Annotated in this window: 17 protein-coding genes and 1 tRNA gene; 13 read left to right on the top strand and 5 right to left on the bottom strand. The window is 62.4% G+C overall.

What is annotated here, in order from left to right:
• The first annotated feature begins 48 nt into the window (after positions 1 to 48).
• Positions 49 to 951 carry an MBL fold metallo-hydrolase gene (locus LV82_RS12500; protein WP_104072201.1) on the top strand — a complete coding sequence of 301 codons (903 nt, stop codon included), beginning with the start codon at positions 49 to 51 and terminating at the stop codon, positions 949 to 951.
• 35 nt (positions 952 to 986) lie between these two features.
• Entirely contained in the window at positions 987 to 1,427 is a 441-nt protein-coding gene (locus LV82_RS12495) for a DUF302 domain-containing protein (RefSeq protein ID WP_104072199.1), read from the top strand.
• A 106-nt stretch (positions 1,428 to 1,533) separates the two neighbouring features.
• Here the strand turns inward: LV82_RS12495 and LV82_RS12490 are convergent, their stop codons facing one another.
• From LV82_RS12490 to LV82_RS12470, 5 genes are all read right to left on the bottom strand, one after another.
• Positions 1,534 to 3,372 (bottom strand): glucosyltransferase domain-containing protein, encoded by a 1,839-nt coding sequence (locus LV82_RS12490; RefSeq protein WP_104072197.1) that lies wholly within the window; start codon positions 3,370 to 3,372, stop codon positions 1,534 to 1,536.
• Positions 3,369 to 4,403, bottom strand: a complete 1,035-nt coding sequence (locus tag LV82_RS12485) for a glycosyltransferase family 2 protein (protein ID WP_104072196.1) — start codon at positions 4,401 to 4,403, stop codon at positions 3,369 to 3,371. Before LV82_RS12485 ends, LV82_RS12490 begins: the two co-directional genes overlap by 4 nt.
• 169 nt (positions 4,404 to 4,572) lie before the next feature.
• Positions 4,573 to 5,784: an NADP-dependent isocitrate dehydrogenase gene (locus tag LV82_RS12480; RefSeq protein ID WP_104072194.1), complete on the bottom strand. Its 1,212-nt coding sequence runs from the start codon at positions 5,782 to 5,784 to the stop codon at positions 4,573 to 4,575.
• A 146-nt stretch (positions 5,785 to 5,930) separates the two neighbouring features.
• Positions 5,931 to 6,206 carry a hypothetical protein gene (locus LV82_RS12475; RefSeq protein ID WP_104072192.1) on the bottom strand — a complete coding sequence of 92 codons (276 nt, stop codon included), beginning with the start codon at positions 6,204 to 6,206 and terminating at the stop codon, positions 5,931 to 5,933.
• A gap of 1 nt (position 6,207) precedes the next feature.
• Positions 6,208 to 6,867: an alpha/beta hydrolase gene (locus LV82_RS12470; RefSeq protein ID WP_104072190.1), complete on the bottom strand. Its 660-nt coding sequence runs from the start codon at positions 6,865 to 6,867 to the stop codon at positions 6,208 to 6,210.
• A gap of 222 nt (positions 6,868 to 7,089) precedes the next feature.
• Between LV82_RS12470 and iscR the strand changes: the two genes are divergently transcribed.
• The 11 genes from iscR (at position 7,090) to LV82_RS12415 (ending at position 15,757) form a co-directional block, all read left to right on the top strand.
• Entirely contained in the window at positions 7,090 to 7,548 is a 459-nt protein-coding gene (iscR, locus tag LV82_RS12465) for a Fe-S cluster assembly transcriptional regulator IscR (protein WP_104072189.1), read from the top strand.
• Positions 7,545 to 8,618, top strand: coding sequence for a cysteine desulfurase family protein (locus LV82_RS12460; protein ID WP_104072187.1), 1,074 nt, complete (start codon positions 7,545 to 7,547; stop codon positions 8,616 to 8,618). The genes iscR and LV82_RS12460 overlap by 4 nt, the downstream gene beginning before the upstream one ends.
• A 32-nt stretch (positions 8,619 to 8,650) precedes the next feature.
• On the top strand, positions 8,651 to 10,183 hold the full coding sequence (gene sufB, locus LV82_RS12455) for a Fe-S cluster assembly protein SufB (protein ID WP_425427752.1): 1,533 nt from the start codon (positions 8,651 to 8,653) through the stop codon (positions 10,181 to 10,183).
• Entirely contained in the window at positions 10,180 to 10,491 is a 312-nt protein-coding gene (locus LV82_RS12450) for a heavy metal-binding domain-containing protein (RefSeq protein WP_104072185.1), read from the top strand. The genes sufB and LV82_RS12450 overlap by 4 nt, the downstream gene beginning before the upstream one ends.
• Before the next feature lie 141 nt (positions 10,492 to 10,632).
• Complete coding sequence (locus tag LV82_RS12445) at positions 10,633 to 11,148, top strand: hypothetical protein (RefSeq protein WP_104072183.1); 516 nt, start codon at positions 10,633 to 10,635, stop codon at positions 11,146 to 11,148.
• A 91-nt stretch (positions 11,149 to 11,239) separates the two neighbouring features.
• Entirely contained in the window at positions 11,240 to 11,995 is a 756-nt protein-coding gene (gene sufC, locus LV82_RS12440; RefSeq protein ID WP_104072371.1) for a Fe-S cluster assembly ATPase SufC, read from the top strand.
• A complete protein-coding gene (locus tag LV82_RS12435; RefSeq protein ID WP_104072181.1) occupies positions 11,995 to 13,299 on the top strand; it encodes a SufB/SufD family protein in 1,305 nt (434 codons plus the stop codon). Before sufC ends, LV82_RS12435 begins: the two co-directional genes overlap by 1 nt.
• The gene (locus tag LV82_RS12430) at positions 13,299 to 13,784 is read left to right on the top strand and encodes a YIP1 family protein (RefSeq protein ID WP_104072179.1); all 486 of its coding nucleotides are present in this window, start codon (positions 13,299 to 13,301) and stop codon (positions 13,782 to 13,784) included. The genes LV82_RS12435 and LV82_RS12430 overlap by 1 nt, the downstream gene beginning before the upstream one ends.
• Positions 13,781 to 14,374: a Yip1 family protein gene (locus tag LV82_RS12425; RefSeq protein ID WP_104072177.1), complete on the top strand. Its 594-nt coding sequence runs from the start codon at positions 13,781 to 13,783 to the stop codon at positions 14,372 to 14,374. The genes LV82_RS12430 and LV82_RS12425 overlap by 4 nt, the downstream gene beginning before the upstream one ends.
• 3 nt (positions 14,375 to 14,377) lie before the next feature.
• Positions 14,378 to 15,598 carry a cysteine desulfurase gene (locus LV82_RS12420; RefSeq protein ID WP_104072175.1) on the top strand — a complete coding sequence of 407 codons (1,221 nt, stop codon included), beginning with the start codon at positions 14,378 to 14,380 and terminating at the stop codon, positions 15,596 to 15,598.
• Between the two features lie 82 nt (positions 15,599 to 15,680).
• Positions 15,681 to 15,757 (top strand) — tRNA-Arg (locus tag LV82_RS12415).
• Positions 15,758 to 16,158 lie beyond the last annotated feature (401 nt).

Below are 16,158 nucleotides of genomic sequence, written 5' to 3'. Positions count from 1 at the left end.
GTGCGGGCGGCCGGTCGGTGCGCGCACCCCGCATGACAGGAGAAGACGATGCTTACCCGCCGCACCCTCATCGCCGCTGCCGCCTGTGCGCCCTTTGCCCCGCGGCGTGTCTGGGCCGCCACGAGCTATGAAGCCGGGGGGATGCGTATTGACACGGTTTCGGATGGCTACCTGACACTTCCGGGCAATTTCATCCTGGGCCATATGCCGCGGGATGAATTGCTGCCGATCCTGGAACGCTATGGGCAGTCTGCCGACCAACTGACCCCGCCATGCAATGTGACGCTGCTTCGCGATGGGACCAACACGGTTCTGTTCGATACCGGGGCGGGTCCTGACTTCCAGGCCTCGGCCGGGCGGCTGAGCGAAGCACTGGACGTGCTTGGTGTGTCCGTCGATGACATTACCCACGTCGTCTTTACCCACGCCCATCCCGATCACCTTTGGGGTGTTCTGGACGATTTCGACGAGCCGCTTTTCGTCAATGCACAGCACATGATCGGGCGGGCCGAGTTTGACTATTGGACCGATCCCGACACGGTGAACACGATCGACGAAACGCGCACGACATTTGCCGTTGGCGCGGCAAGACGGCTGAACACGCTTGCCGGGCAATTGCGCTTGCTGGAAGATGGCGAAGACGTCCTGCCCGGGGTGGTTGCGCGTCTGACGCCGGGCCACACGCCGGGTCACATGGCGTTCGAAATCGCCGCGTCCGACCCGGTCCTGGTCCTGGGCGACAGTATCGCCAACCATCACGTGGCATTCGAGCGCCCCGAATGGTTGTCGGGAAACGATCAGGACATGGAAACAGCAGCGCAGACGCGGGTCGCGCTGCTGGAGCGCATCGTCCATGAAAAGATGATCCTGATCGGTTATCATCTGTCGGACGGAGGAATGGGGCGGGCAGAGCGCAATGCAGATGGCTATCGCTTTGTTCCGGAAATCTGAGGAAACGCGGTCAGGATCATGAAGGGAGAATTCCGATGAAACACATGCTTGCTGCTGCTTTCGCAATGGCGGGGTTGCTTGGCGCCGCACCGGTGGCCGCCCAGGAGGCGACAACCTATTCCTTTGATGGAAGCTTCGAGGACGCAACCTTTGCGGTCGAGAATGCCATCGTGAACCGTGGCCTGGTCATCGATTACCGCAGCCATGTCGGTGACATGCTGAACCGCACGGGTGAGGATGTCGGAAGCGACAAGAAGATCTATGACAAGGCTGACGTTTTCCTCTTCTGTTCGGCCGTCCTGTCGCGAAAGGTGATGGAGGCCGATCCGATGAACATCGCCCATTGTCCCTATGGCATCTTCGTGACCGACAGGGATGGCAAGGTGATGATCGGATACCGCAATCTGCCCGACGGCCCGATGGACGAGGTCGAGAAACTGCTGGACGAGATCGCGCGCGAGGCAGCGGAAGGATAGTCCTGATCGATCGGTGTCGGGCCCGCGTCCGGACTGACTTCGGTCGGGGCGGGGGCGAAAACGCCATGGCGCGCAAATCGGCCACGGGCGTTGCGGGGACGCGCCGTCAAGGGGTGGCGCGGAACGCCTTGATGTCGATCCTCTCGCGCCACGCGGCACCTCCGTCGGGCGTCTGCATCCACAATTCTATTGCATCGAGGTTACGCGTCGGCGGAGCCAGCGCGATGGTATGGCATTCGTCGTGCATGAGGACGGGGAAGTTGGCCGTGGAGAAACGCCGCAGCGCCCGGTGAGAACTGTCGCGATACAGGAAGGCAAAATTCAGATCGCCATTCCCGACGGATCGTGTCAGGCAGGTCATCGAGACATGTATGATGGCGCGATCGGCAAGGCATATCCTGTCGCCCGGCATGTTGTCGATGTCGGCGCAGCGCATGTCGTCGGTATAGGCCGGAAGGTCCTGAAGGCAGACATAGGTCTTGCCCTCATGACGGAACACCGAACCCGCGGCCGGAAATCCGTGACAGGCGCGCGGGCTGACGGGCAGCGCGGCAAAACTTCCTTCAAGGCCGAACATCTCGCGGAACAATCCGATGCTTGGGTTGCCGGCATGAAAGCTGGTCCACCCGGCCAGCGTACCCCAGGAAAATGATCTGTCCTGTATTCCACCGGCCAGGCGAAAGGTTCCGTCATATCCTTGGGTCGCGGCCAGCCTTGCATGAATGGCGCGCGCCAGTTCCTCGTCCCGCTGGCCAAGATGGGCGCTGTCCGACCAGAAGGCGCTGACGACGAAGGCATTCAACATGGCCATGGCCGTGACCGCAGCGCCCACGATCGCCTGGCCTGGTCGCAGAACGCGCAAGGTCCGGTCTTCGAGCAGCGAGAGCCCGGAAATGACCAGCGAAGCGCTCCAGAAACCAATGAAGCCAAACGCTCGCGCCGGCGCGGCGTCGCCCGCATAAAACAGCCAAAAGAGGGTGGGAAAGATGAACATCGCAAGACCCGCCCCGATTGCCGAGCGCAAGATGTTCAGAGCCGGGCCTTGTCGGCCCCGCATGACGGCTGCGCCAAGAATGGGCATCAGGATGGAAAAGGCTGCAAAGAGTCCCATCGCCATGCGAACCGGTCGCGGGATCTGCATGATCGAGCCCGTGTGAAGGCTCTTTATCAGGGCGGGGTATTCTCTCAACTTCTCAAACAGGCCGTCCAGCGTCACGGGCTGAAAGCGGCGGGATTCGATCGTCATGTCCATCACGGCCGCATAGGTGCGCCATTCCACCAGGTAAACCGCAATGGCCGCGACCGAAACCGCGGCGCCGAGTGCTGCCACGCGCAGCGCGGCTGGGAAAGAATGACGGTCTGACCGGATGAGCACCACCGTGGGCACGATGAGCCCGGCGACCGCATAGGTCTGGTAGATGCCTATGGACGCGGCGATCAGTTGCGCCGACACGAGAAGTTGCGCAAACCGCCTGATCGGCGTGCGTGCCTGCCGTGTGATCAGATCGTATCCTGCGGCAGAGAGAACCAGGGCCAGTGGATAGGCAAAGACGCTGCTGGCAAAGCTAAGTGCGTCTGCCAGGAAAAGGTGGTTCGTTCCGACAGCAAATATGGCAAGCGTTGCGATTGGCCGCATTGTGGGGCTTGCCGCGTGCCGCGCGATGATCGTTGAAAATCCCCACAGGCATGGAAAAGCCAGCGCAATCTGCATCGGCAACAGAAAGCGTTCGCCCAGAACAAAACGAAAGATTGCGTCAAGCAGCCAGCGCCCCTCGACCGCAACCCAAAGATCGGACGCACCGGCCATGTGACGCCAGTCATCCGAGTGATGGCCGTCTGCCAATATTCCGGCGGCAGCCGTGACACCATACAATGCCAGTGCCGTCAGCAGGGCCGTTCGCCAGCGTGGCGGCTGCCCCCTTGGATCTGCAACATGGCCGGTCATTGCGCGCCGGTCCCGCGGGGCGGCGGCGCAGGATCGTCAAAGCCGATACGGCTTTCGATCAGATAGAGCGGCCGCTGTTTTGCCTCGCTGTAGAGCCTGCCCAGATATTCGCCGATGATACCCAGAACGAAGAGCTGGATCCCGCCCATGAAGATCACCGCAACCATGGTCGAGGCATAGCCCGGCACGTCAGTGCCGAACGCGATCGTGCGAATGATCAGGAAAACGCCATAACACATTGAAAGAAGGGCAAAGAGAAGCCCGAAATACCCGGCGATCCTCAATGGGGCAGTGGAATAGCCGGTGATCCCATCCAGCGCGAAGTTCCACAATTTCCAATAGTTGAACTTCGTCTTGCCAGCCGGCCGGCCTGGGCGTCGGTAGCTAACGGACGTCTGACGAAATCCGACCCAGGCGAACAATCCCTTCATGAAACGATTGCGTTCCCGCATCTGGCCCAGCGCATCAACCAGACGGCGGTCCATCAGGCGGAAGTCGCCTGCATTGGCGGGGATCTCGACATTCGACAGACGGTTCATCGCGGCATAGAAGGCCGAAGCGGTATTGCGCTTGATCCAGCTGTCCTTGTCGCGTTCGTCGCGCACTGCGTAGACGGCGTCATAACCTTCTCGCCACAGGCGCACGAAATCCGCGATCAGTTCCGGTGGGTCCTGCAGGTCGGCGTCCAGGGGTATGACAGCCTGGCCCATGGCATGGTCGATGCCCGCGGTCAGGGCGCGTTCCTTGCCGAAATTGCGCGACAGGTTGATCACCTTGATCCGGGCGTCTTCGTGCGCGACCCTGGTCAGGATCTCGCGAGTCTGATCGGTGCTTCCATCATTGACGCAGATGATTTCCCAAGGTTCGCCGATGTCATCCAGGACGCTTTTCAGCCGTGCAAGAAACGCGGGCAACACGTCCTCTTCATTATAGGCCGCGGTGACGATGGACAGGACCGGTGGCGGCTGCCCTGCAGGCGCAAGCGTGCCGTGGGGTGCGCTGCGCTGCGCGTGCTGTCGATCCTGTGGCATGTGAACAATCCGAAACGCTGAAAATCAAATCCAAGAACACGTCAATGCAGACTATACCGTACAGCATAGGGCCGTCAGTGTTTTTCGTATCAGCCGGACCTGCATCGGCTGGGCAAAAACGAAAAGGCCGGGCGCATGGCCCGGCCTTCGTTCGTCGGCTGATACCTGTTCAGACAAGAGCCTTCTGCAGATACTCGTCGACCTTTTCCAGGAAGCCCGTCGTGGTCAGCCATTTCTGATCGGGGCCGACCAGCAGGGCCAGGTCCTTGGTCATGAAACCGTCCTCGACGCACTGCACGGTGACGCGCTCCAGCGTTTCGGCGAATTTCTTCAGCTCTTCGTTGCCGTCCAGCTTGGCGCGGTGCTTCAGGCCACCGGTCCAGGCATAGATCGAGGCGATCGAGTTGGTCGATGTTTCCTTGCCCTGCTGATGCTGGCGATAGTGGCGCGTGACCGTGCCATGGGCGGCCTCGGCCTCGACGGTCTTTCCGTCAGGCGTCATCAGGATCGAGGTCATCAGGCCAAGGCTGCCGAAGCCCTGCGCCACGGTGTCGGACTGCACGTCGCCGTCATAGTTCTTGCAGGCCCAGACATAGCCGCCCGACCATTTCAGCGCCGAGGCCACCATGTCGTCGATCAGACGGTGTTCATAATGGATGCCCTTGGCTTCGAAGGCTTCCTTGAACTCGGCTTCGTAGACTTCCTGGAAGATGTCCTTGAAGCGGCCGTCATAGGCCTTCAGGATCGTGTTCTTCGTCGACAGATAGACCGGATAGCCGCGCATCAGACCATAGTTCAGCGAAGCGCGGGCAAAATCCCGGATCGAGTCGTCAAGGTTGTACATGGCCATGGCCACGCCCGAGCCCGGTGCATCGAAGACCTCGTGCTCGATGACCGTGCCGTCTTCGCCGACGAACTTGATGGTCAGCTTGCCCTTGCCGGGGAACTTGAAATCGGTCGCGCGATACTGGTCGCCAAAGGCGTGACGGCCGACGACGATCGGCTTGGTCCAGCCCGGCACCAGACGCGGCACGTTCTTGCAGATGATCGGCTCGCGGAAGATCACGCCGCCCAGGATGTTGCGGATCGTGCCGTTCGGGCTGCGCCACATCTTCTTCAGCCCGAATTCCTTGACGCGGGCCTCGTCGGGCGTGATCGTGGCGCACTTGACGCCGACGCCATATTTCTTGATCGCGTGGGCCGCGTCGACGGTCACCTGGTCATCGGTCGCGTCGCGGTTCTGGATCGACAGGTCATAATATTTCAGGTCGATATCCAGATAGGGCAGGATCAGCTTTTCCTTGATGAAGTGCCAGATGATCCGCGTCATCTCGTCGCCGTCGAGCTCGACGACGGGGTTTTCAACCTTGATCTTGGCCATGATCCTCTCCGCTGGGATTGACGTTCCGCGCGTCTAATAGCCCAAACCGGGGCCGAGGGAAAGATGGTATGCGGTGGTATACTGCGATCCCGTCGGCGGTTCGTCAGGAAATCCGCCACGGCGCAGCCCGTCCGCGCCCGTCCGCATCACGATTGGGGTGCATTTTCCTGGCCGGGCGTCGGATCCGGTTCATTGCTTGCCTTTGCAAGACGCGCCTTTTTCAGACGCGCTTCGACATGGCGATGGGCGGCCGCGGCAGCACGCTGGGCGCGGACCGCCGCCATATAGGCCTCTTGCAAGGCAGATGACTGGGATTCGACGATGCGGTTGACCTCGGCGATCAGGGCCTCGTCACCGGTCTCCTCGACGGCCTTCAGAACCTCCTCGGCCAGCCTGATGCCTAGTTCCTCGGTCGTTGGCATGTCAGCGCGTACCCTCGGTCAAACGGCGCGCGACATATTCCTGCACCGTGCGGATCATCGGGTTCATGTGCGCCTCTTCGTCCTTGAAGAAGTGATCGGCGCCCTCGATTTCCTCATGCGTGATCGTGATGCCCTTCTGCTCGCGCAGCTTGGCCACCAGGGCATGGATATCCTTGGGGGGAGCCACGCGATCGGCCGTGCCGTTGATGATCAGCCCGGAAGCAGGGCAGGGCGCAAGGAACGAGAAGTCATACATGTTTGCCGGCGGAGCGACCGAGACAAAGCCCGTGATCTCGGGCCGGCGCATCAGCAGCTGCATCCCGATCCATGCCCCGAAGGAAAAACCTGCGACCCAGCAATGCTTTGAATTGGGGTTCATCGACTGCAGGTAATCCAGCGCGGCCGCGGCGTCGGAAAGTTCGCCCACGCCCTGGTCGTATTCGCCCTGGCTGCGGCCGACGCCACGGAAATTGAACCGCAGTACGGTGAATCCGATCTCGTGGAACGCGTAGTGCAGACGGTACACCACGCGGTTGTTCATCGTGCCGCCGAATTGCGGATGCGGGTGAAGGATGATCGCGATCGGCGCGTCGGGATTCTTCTGAGGGTGATATCGGCCTTCCAGCCGCCCCTCGGGACCTGCGAAAATCACTTCGGGCATCGCCTGTATTCTCTCTTTGATGGGGCCGGGCGGCAAGAAATGCGGGGTGCATTCTTGACTGATTTGCTCGGACACCCTAGAACAGTTCTAAATTCCGGCCGTGACCGACCGTGGTGTGGAGTGGAGTTAAGCACCCTTCCGCCTTGCGTCAATGTGTTTGGCGTGTCGCGCGCCGGATTCGATGACAGGTGCAAGAGAACCGGTTTCAGGGCGGCCCGACAGATGAAGCTTTCGACCAAGGGACGATACGCGATGGTGGCGCTGGCCGATCTTGCCACGGTGGGCGATGGTGGCCTGACCTCGTTGGCCGACATATCGGAACGCCAGGATATCTCTCTGCCCTACCTGGAACAGCTATTCGTCAAGCTTCGGCGCGCGGGTCTGGTCGAATCGGTCCGCGGACCGGGCGGTGGCTATCGGCTGGCGCGCGACCCATCCGAGATTCGCGTCAGCGAGGTCTTGCAGGCCGTGGACGAAACCGTCAGCGCCATGCGTGCGGGGGCTGCGGCAAGCGGCGCGAAGTCCGGCACGAAGGCCCAGTCGCTGACCAACAGGTTGTGGGAGGGCTTTTCCGCCCATGTCTATGTCTTCCTGCATCAGACCACGCTGGCCGATGTCGTGGAAAATCGACTGAAGCCCTGTCCGGCCGTGCCGGCCCTGTTCCAGATGGTGGACGAATGAAGGAACGGATCTATCTGGACTGGAACGCGACCGCGCCGCTGCGGCCCGAGGCGCGCGATGCGATGATCGCTGCGATGGATGTCGTGGGCAATCCGTCCTCGGTCCATGCCGAGGGCCGCGCGGCCAAGGCGCTGATCGAGCGCGCGCGCGAGGACGTGGCCGCCCTGGTCGGATGTTCGCCCAAGGAGATCGTGTTCACCTCGGGTGCGACCGAGGCCGCAGCGGTGCTGGCGGGATTGCCCGCCGGTGTCGCGGTGCGGGTGCAGCCGACGGCGCATGATTGCGTGGTGGCCCATCAACGCGAAGGCGATGCGGGCGATGGCGCGGCGGTTCTGGCACTTGGCGTAGTCAACAGCGAAACGGGCATTGTCACGCAACCTCCCGAGCGCGGAGAAGACGGGATCTTTCGGCTGGACGATCTGGCCGGCGGGCGGCTGTTTGTGGACGTCGTGCAGGCCGTTGGGCGTGAACCCTTCGCCTTTGCCTGGACAGGGGCCGATTTCGCGATTCTCTCGGCGCACAAGATCGGCGGGCCCAAGGGCGTCGGCGCCCTGATCCTGCGCGAGGGCGTCGATATCGAGACCCTGCGTCCGGGTGGAGGGCAGGAGATGGGGCGCCGTTCGGGAACCGAGAACGTCATCGGGATCGCCGGTTTCGGTGCGGCCGCGCGCGCGGCCTTGTCGGACCAGGAAGCGGGCGTTTGGGACCGCGTTCGCCAATTGCGGGATGCAATGGAGGCCCGGATTCTCGATGCCTCACCCGAGACGATCGTGGTCGGCCGCGACAGCCCGCGCGTTGCCAATACGTCGTGTCTGCTGACGCCGGGATGGAAGGGCGAGACACAGGTGATGCAGATGGATCTGGCCGGAATCGCCGTCTCGGCGGGTTCGGCCTGTTCCTCGGGCAAGGTGCGTGTCAGCCGCGTGTTGCTGGCGATGGGATTTGACGAAATTCAGGCCGGGTCGGCGATCCGCGTATCGCTGGGGCCTGCGACCACGGAATCGGAAATCGAACGCCTGGTGGCGGCGTGGACCGCCGCGCGTACGCGCCAGCGTTCGCGGGCGGCCTGATGGCGGCCCGGCAAGGAAAGGACGAAACGAAGATGGCTGAGATCATGGACACAGGTGAAGAGCTCGAGGTTCGCGAGGGCGTCGATCGCGAGACGGTCGAGACCGTCAGGAACATGGGGGCCTACAAGCACGGTTGGGAAACCGACATCGAGACGGAATACGCGCCGATGGGCCTGAACGAGGACATCGTGCGCCTGATTTCCGAGAAGAACGGCGAACCGGACTGGATGACGGAATGGCGGCTGGCCGCATATCGCCGGTGGCTGCAGATGGAAGAGCCGCATTGGGCGATGCTGAAATACCCGCCGATCGACTACCAGTCGCAGTACTATTATGCCAAGCCCAAGAGCCTGACCAAGCGGCCGAAATCGCTGGACGAGGTCGATCCGAAGCTGCTTGAGACCTATGAAAAGCTGGGCATTCCCCTGCGCGAGCAGATGATCCTGGCCGGCGTCGAAGGGTCCGAGAGCGCCCCGGCCGACGGGCGCAAGGTGGCCGTCGATGCCGTGTTCGATTCAGTCAGCGTCGGCACCACCTTCAAGGAGGAGCTGAAGAAGGCAGGCGTGATCTTCTGCTCGATCTCCGAGGCGATCCGGGACTATCCGGATCTGGTCCGGAAATACCTGGGCAGTGTCGTGCCGCCTTCGGACAACTTCTTTGCCACGCTCAATTCGGCGGTCTTCTCGGATGGGTCCTTTGTCTATGTGCCGGAAGGGGTGCGCTGCCCGATGGAGCTGTCCACCTATTTCCGCATCAACGCGGAAAATACCGGCCAGTTCGAACGCACGCTGATCATCGCCGACAAGGGCGCCTATGTCAGCTATCTGGAAGGCTGCACCGCGCCCAAGCGCGACACGCATCAGCTGCACGCGGCCGTGGTCGAGATCGTCGTCCTGGACGATGCCGAGGTGAAGTATTCCACCGTCCAGAACTGGTTCCCCGGCGACGAGGAAGGCAAGGGCGGCATCTACAACTTCGTCACCAAGCGTGCCGATTGCCGCGGGCCGCGGTCCAAGGTGATGTGGACCCAGGTCGAGACCGGATCGGCGATCACCTGGAAATATCCCAGCTGCATCCTGCGTGGCGACGATTCGATCGGCGAATTCTATTCGATCGCGATCACCAACAACTGGCAGCAGGCCGATACGGGCACCAAGATGATCCATCTGGGCAAGAACACCCGCTCGCGGATCGTGTCCAAGGGGATCAGCGCGGGCCATGCGCAGAACACCTATCGGGGGCTGGTGTCCATTCACCCCAAGGCCACGGGCAGCCGCAACTATACCCAGTGCGACAGCCTGCTGATCGGCGACAAGTGCGGGGCGCATACGGTCCCCTATATCGAGGTCAAGAACAATTCCTCGCGTGTCGAGCACGAAGCGACCACGTCGAAGGTGGACGAGGACCAGCTGTTCTACTGCCGCTCGCGCGGGATGGGCGAGGAAGAGGCCGTCGCGCTGGTCGTGAACGGCTTCTGCCGCGAGGTCCTGCAGGCGCTGCCGATGGAGTTCGCGATGGAAGCGCAAAGCCTGGTGGCGATTTCGCTGGAAGGATCGGTGGGATGATCACGACCACGACGCCTTCGATCGAAGGGCGCCGGATCACCGCCTACAAGGGGATCGTGACCGGCGAGGCCATTCTGGGCGCGAACATCTTCCGTGACCTCTTTGCCCAGGTGCGCGACATTGTGGGTGGCCGTTCGGCCGCCTATGAACGCGAGCTGGGCAAGGCCCGTCGCACGGCATTGGCCGAAATGGAAGAGCGCGCCGCCGAAATGGGCGCGAATGCCGTCGTGGGCGTGGATCTGGACTACGAGGTCATCAACAACATGCTGATGGTTTCGGCCTCGGGCACGGCGGTGGTGGTGGAATGACGGCGATGTTGCAGGACATTCGCGGACAGATGCGCACGGGCCCGGTAGTGACCCGCGCGGAAATCGCCGCGATGGCTTCAAAATTCCGCCGCAATGCAACGCCATCCTGTCTGCGGGTTACGACTTGCACGGGGGTGGCAGATGTCCATGACGATGAGCGGCCGGCAGCGCACCGACTTTGCCGAGAGGCTGGCGCGCATTCAGTCCGGGCGGCAACTGGAACCGTCGGATGTTCTGTCCAGGGACGCGCAGAAGAGGCTGATGCAGCGGCAGAAAGCCGCACGCAAGAAGGTCGGGCTTCGGGCCAGGCTGGCGGTGCCCTTCGCCTTTCTTTGCGGAATGATTGCCATGCTGGCGGCTCGGCTGGGCTATTTCGGCCTGACGCAGATCGAGGATTTGCCGCCCGCGGTCTATACGCTGGAAGATCGCGGCGTCGTGCTGATCGCGTTCGTGATCTCGGTTCTGATGATCGTGGCCTTCGGGCTGATGACCAAGGGTCGCGCCCTGGCGCTCGCCCTGGGATGCCTGGCGATGTATTACGGCGAGGTCGCGATTGCCGCGAACGCGCCGGATCTTTGGGCCCAATTCTTCCCGGCAGACTATGCCGCAAGCCTGGCCGAGAAAGGCCGGGACTTCCGCTTGACGCCAACGGGCTGACGGCGCCCGCCAAACCTGTTTCTGCAGCTATCCCTGCGGCCCGGGCCATGACTGGCCCGCTGGCCGCTGTCGGCATTTGAAAGGAATGAACATGCTGGAAATCAAGAACCTGCACGTGAAACTCGAGGAAGAGGACAAGGAGATCCTCAAGGGCGTGGATCTGACGGTCGAGGCCGGGAAGGTGCATGCGATCATGGGGCCGAACGGGTCGGGCAAGTCCACCCTGTCCTATGTCCTCGCCGGGCGCGAGGGCTATGTCGTCACCGAAGGTTCGGTCGTCATGGACGGGCATGACCTGCTGGAGATGGAGCCCGAGGAACGCGCCGCCGCGGGACTGTTCCTTGCCTTCCAATATCCGGTCGAGATTCCGGGCGTGGGCAACATGAACTTCCTGCGCACGGCATACAACGCCCAGCGCAAGGCGCGCGGCGAGGAAGAAATCAGCGCCGGCGACTTCCTGAAGCTGGTGCGCGAAAAGGCAAAGACGCTGAAGATCGATTCCGACATGCTGAAGCGGCCGGTCAATGTCGGCTTCTCGGGCGGCGAGAAGAAGCGCAACGAAATCCTTCAGATGGCGGTGCTCGAGCCGCGCATGTGCATCCTGGACGAGACCGATTCCGGCCTTGACGTCGATGCCATGAAGCTGGTCGCCGACGGCGTGAACGCGCTGCGTTCGCCGGATCGCGGCTTCCTGGTCATCACGCATTATCAGCGGCTGCTGGATCACATCAAACCGGACGTCGTTCACATCATGGCCGATGGCCGCATCGTGAAGACCGGCGGGCCGGAGCTTGCACTCGAGGTCGAGAAGAATGGCTATGCCGACATCCTGAAGGAGGTGCTGTGATGGCCTCGCCGGTTCGCAAGGATGACACGCGCGCCGAGATGACCGAGGCCCGCATAGCGGCGCTGGACCTGCCCGAGGGTGGCTTTACCGCCGCAGCCCGTCGGGACGCACTGGCGCGTCTGCGCGAGATGGGGTTGCCCACGCGGCGCGATGAATATTGGCGTTTCACCGATCCGGCGGCACTGAACGCGGTGGATGTGCCCGGTGCGGCCGTGTTCACGGACGACGAGCCCGAGCTGTTCGGCGCAATCGGTGCGCTGCGTATCGTTTTCGTCGATGGCGTGTTCTCAAGCGCTGAATCGGATGATCCCGCGCTTGCGGGGGTCGAGATCCAGCGACTGGCCGAAGCGGACGAGGCCGATATTCACTGGGCGAAATCGCTTTACGGTGTGCTCGAATCGCGTGGACAATCCCCTGTCGCGCGGCCCTTCGCCGCGTTGAACACAGCCGCGGCGCGCGACGGTATCCTGATCCGCGTGACCGGCAAGGTCGATCGCCCCGTGCATGTGATCTATCGCCACGAATCCGACGTTTCTGACGCCGTCCTGCATCACTGCATCCGCGTCGAAGAGGGCGCCGAGTTTACCCTGATCGAGACCGGTCCCGCGGCGGCGCGGCTCAATTCGGTGATGGAGGTTGATGTCGCCTCGGGCGGGCGCTTTCACCATGTGCGGGTTCAGGGGCGCGACCACGAACGCCGCGCGATCACGCATGTCTTTGCGCGCGTGGCTGAAGGCGCGTCTTTCAAGAGCTTCACGCTGACATTCAACGGTCAGCTGACGCGCAATGAATGTGTGATCGAGATTGCCGGCGACGATGCCGTGGCTCATGTCGCAGGCGCGGCCCTGGGCGATGGCAAGACGGGACCGTTCCACCAGGACGACACGGTCTTTGTCACCCATGGCGCCGAGCGGTGCGAAAGCCGCCAGGTCTTCAAGAAGGTTCTGAAGAACGGCGCGGTCGGCGTGTTCCAGGGCAAGATCCTGGTGCGTCCCGGCGCGCAGAAGACCGACGGCTATCAGATCAGCCAGTCGCTGCTGCTGGACGGCGACAGCCAGTTCCTGGCCAAGCCCGAGCTGGAGATCTATGCCGATGACGTGAAATGTTCGCACGGCTCGACCACCGGGGCGATCGACGAGACGGCGCTTTTCTACCTGCGTTCGCGCGGGGTGCCCAAGGAAGATGCGATCGCGATGCTGGTCATGTCCTTCTTGGCCGATGCGATCGAAGAGATCGATGACGAGCGCCTTGCGGCGGAAATCGTCGAGCGGCTGGAAGCCTGGTTGCAGCGTCGGAAGGGCTGATGGCTGTAACGGACGATATCGTCGCGACCTATCGCGGGCCTCGTGTCGTGTTCGCGCGTATCTTGCGCGGCGAGCGGCACGAGGCCCGGCCGCTGACCTATCTGATCTTTGCGTTGCTGATTTTCTATGTGGCGCAATGGCCGGCGCTTGCCCGCGCCGCACATCTTCAGCCCGAAATTCCCTTGACGCAGAGGATGTTCGCCGCGTTTCTCGCGACACTGGCCGCGTTGCCCGTGTTCTATCTGCTGGCGTTGCTTGGGCGGCTTGCCGCGCGTCTGGCCGGACGAAGGATTGCGGGCTATGAGGCGCGCGTGGCCTTGTTTTGGGCCTTGCTGGCGGTCTCGCCTCTGGTCCTGCTGCATGGACTGGTGCGCGGCTTCCTGGGTCCGGGGCTTCAGGCCGGGCTGGTCGGGCTGGCGGTCTTTGCCGTGTTTGCCTGCTTCTGGTGGGCGGGTCTTTCGGCTGCAGCAAGGGGCAGGGAATGAGGCTGACTGATTTTCTGCGGGACCTTCTGGTCCAGACCTTCCGAGAACCGCGGCTTGCTGCGCAACGGCTCATGGCGCTGGATCTGCCAGTCGATGCGCGCTGGGCCGCGCTTGGGCTGGTTTCGATCCTGTCGGTTATTGAAACCCATCTGGCGGTGATGATTCTTCCCCGGTTGGGACAGAGCCCGGCATTCCTGATGATGGCCAACCCGTTGACAGCGGCGTTGATGCAATTCGCGACGCTTGCCATCGTTTCGGCAGCCATCGCCCAGGGCGGGCGGATCTTCGGTGGCAATGGACGCTTTGCCGATGCGCTGATCCTGGTCGCCTGGGTCGAGTTCGTGTTGACCATTGCGCAGCTGGTCCAGACCGTGGCGCTGCTTTTGCTACCCCCCATCGGGCTGGCCGTCGGAATTGCGGCGCTTGCGGTCTTCGTATGGCTGATGGTCCAGTTCACCGCCGCCTTGCATGGCTTTGCCGATGCAATGAAGGTTCTTCTGGGCCTTGTTGCGGGTTTCATTCTGATGGCGGTCGCCGCCGCTATCGTGTTTTCGGCCCTGGGGCTTGTGCCTCAGATGCCCGGAGGTTGATCCATGTATGATGTCGCGCGTATCCGTGCCGATTTCCCGATCCTGTCACGAGAGGTGAACGGGCGCCCGCTGGTCTATCTGGACAATGGCGCTTCGGCCCAGAAGCCGCGTGCGGTGATCGATGCGATGACACAAGTCTATGAGCACGAATACGCCAACGTGCATCGCGGTCTGCACTACCTCTCGACGGTCGCGACCGAGCGATACGAATCCGTTCGTGGCATCGTGGCGCGGTTCCTGGGGGCGCCGGACCCCGAGGAAATCGTGATGACGACGGGGTCCACCGAGGGGATCAACCTGGTTTCCTATGCCTGGGCGGCACCTCGTCTTGAGGCGGGCGACGAGATCGTTCTGACCGTGCTGGAGCACCATGCCAATATCGTGCCCTGGCATTTCCTGCGTGAACGGCAGGGCGTGGTCCTGAAATGGGTCGAGCCCGAGCCCGACGGGTCGCTGGACCCTCAGAAGGTGATCGACGCCATCGGTCCACGGACGCGGCTGGTGGCGGTGACGCATATGTCTAACGTCACGGGTACCGTCGTTGACGTGGCCTCGATCTGCAAGGCCGCGCGCGAGCGCGATGTTCCGGTTCTGGTGGATGGAAGTCAGGCCGCGGTGCACCGGCCGGTGAATGTCGCAAAGCTCGGCTGTGACTTCTACGCGATTACCGGACACAAGCTGTATGGTCCTTCGGGCTCGGGCGCGATCTGGATACGCAAGGAACGCATGGCAGAGATGCGCCCCTTCCTGGGCGGTGGCGACATGATCCGCGAAGTGGGCCGCGATGTGGTCACATACAATGATCCCCCGATGAAGTTCGAGGCCGGCACGCCCGGGATCGTCCAGCAGATCGGGCTGGGCGTGGCGCTGGAATATCTGATGGCGCTGGGGATGGAGAATATCGCCGCGCATGAGGCCGAATTGGCCGCCTATGCGCAAGCGCGGCTTTCGGGTCTCAACTGGCTGAACCTGCAGGGAACGGCCCCGGGCAAGGGCGCGATCTTCTCGATGACGTTGCAGGGTGGTGCCCACGCGCATGACGTCTCGACCGTGCTGGACAAGCGCGGAATCGCCGTTCGTGCGGGCTCGCATTGCGCCATGCCGTTGATGGAGTTCTTCGGCGTAACCGCAACCGTGCGCGCATCATTCGGTCTGTACAATACGCGGGATGAGGTCGATGCGCTGGTCGAGGGGCTGGAGCTTTGTCACGATCTATTTGCCTGACCCGGAGGCGCACCAAAATTGCCGGAATCCGCGGATGGGCGCTTGCGAGCGCCACGGCTTTCGCCTATAGCATCCGCGCGAAGCACCCGTAGCTCAGCTGGATAGAGCGCTGCCCTCCGAAGGCAGAGGCCAGAGGTTCGAATCCTCTCGGGTGCGCCACTTCCCCGACGGCGTATGGGCAGTGCAAGGACCTGGGTGGGGCAGTGGCGTCAGCTGTGTTGGCGCATCCGGTCCAGGACTTCGCCGGCATAGGTCCCGCGCAGCGGGCCGTAGAGATGGAATTCGCGTAATCTCTCCCCGTCATTGAATGAGTCAGCTCCCCGAGAAATGCCTCGCCGCAGCTCGTACAGGACTGCCTCCAACAACCGTTCGTTTACTGTCCGTCCAACATGGCGTAACGCTTCGACGATGTCATCCAGGCGCTCCATGCTGTAGGGCCGTCGCAGGTGCCAGAACCGCTCTAGTTGTTCACTTAATCTTCTTTCCGTGCAATTCAGGGAAAGGAGGAGCGTTCCATGGGACAATCACCGACAGCAAAGAAGCGCGGGTCGCGGGATGCG

The organism is Albidovulum inexpectatum (assembly GCF_002927635.1).
Lineage (GTDB): Bacteria > Pseudomonadota > Alphaproteobacteria > Rhodobacterales > Rhodobacteraceae > Albidovulum > Albidovulum inexpectatum.
Note: the sequence above shows the minus strand (reverse complement) of the source record. Positions and strands in the feature narration are given on the sequence as shown.

Coding starts and splice junctions, on each gene's coding strand:
- LV82_RS12500 (WP_104072201.1), top strand. CDS start 49: ATGCTTACCCGCCGCACCCTCATCGCCGCTGCCGCCTGTGCGCCCTTT.
- LV82_RS12495 (WP_104072199.1), top strand. CDS start 987: ATGAAACACATGCTTGCTGCTGCTTTCGCAATGGCGGGGTTGCTTGGC.
- LV82_RS12490 (WP_104072197.1), bottom strand. CDS start 3,372: ATGACCGGCCATGTTGCAGATCCAAGGGGGCAGCCGCCACGCTGGCGA.
- LV82_RS12485 (WP_104072196.1), bottom strand. CDS start 4,403: ATGCCACAGGATCGACAGCACGCGCAGCGCAGCGCACCCCACGGCACG.
- LV82_RS12480 (WP_104072194.1), bottom strand. CDS start 5,784: ATGGCCAAGATCAAGGTTGAAAACCCCGTCGTCGAGCTCGACGGCGAC.
- LV82_RS12475 (WP_104072192.1), bottom strand. CDS start 6,206: ATGCCAACGACCGAGGAACTAGGCATCAGGCTGGCCGAGGAGGTTCTG.
- LV82_RS12470 (WP_104072190.1), bottom strand. CDS start 6,867: ATGCCCGAAGTGATTTTCGCAGGTCCCGAGGGGCGGCTGGAAGGCCGA.
- iscR (WP_104072189.1), top strand. CDS start 7,090: ATGAAGCTTTCGACCAAGGGACGATACGCGATGGTGGCGCTGGCCGAT.
- LV82_RS12460 (WP_104072187.1), top strand. CDS start 7,545: ATGAAGGAACGGATCTATCTGGACTGGAACGCGACCGCGCCGCTGCGG.
- sufB (WP_425427752.1), top strand. CDS start 8,651: ATGGCTGAGATCATGGACACAGGTGAAGAGCTCGAGGTTCGCGAGGGC.
- LV82_RS12450 (WP_104072185.1), top strand. CDS start 10,180: ATGATCACGACCACGACGCCTTCGATCGAAGGGCGCCGGATCACCGCC.
- LV82_RS12445 (WP_104072183.1), top strand. CDS start 10,633: ATGTCCATGACGATGAGCGGCCGGCAGCGCACCGACTTTGCCGAGAGG.
- sufC (WP_104072371.1), top strand. CDS start 11,240: ATGCTGGAAATCAAGAACCTGCACGTGAAACTCGAGGAAGAGGACAAG.
- LV82_RS12435 (WP_104072181.1), top strand. CDS start 11,995: ATGGCCTCGCCGGTTCGCAAGGATGACACGCGCGCCGAGATGACCGAG.
- LV82_RS12430 (WP_104072179.1), top strand. CDS start 13,299: ATGGCTGTAACGGACGATATCGTCGCGACCTATCGCGGGCCTCGTGTC.
- LV82_RS12425 (WP_104072177.1), top strand. CDS start 13,781: ATGAGGCTGACTGATTTTCTGCGGGACCTTCTGGTCCAGACCTTCCGA.
- LV82_RS12420 (WP_104072175.1), top strand. CDS start 14,378: ATGTATGATGTCGCGCGTATCCGTGCCGATTTCCCGATCCTGTCACGA.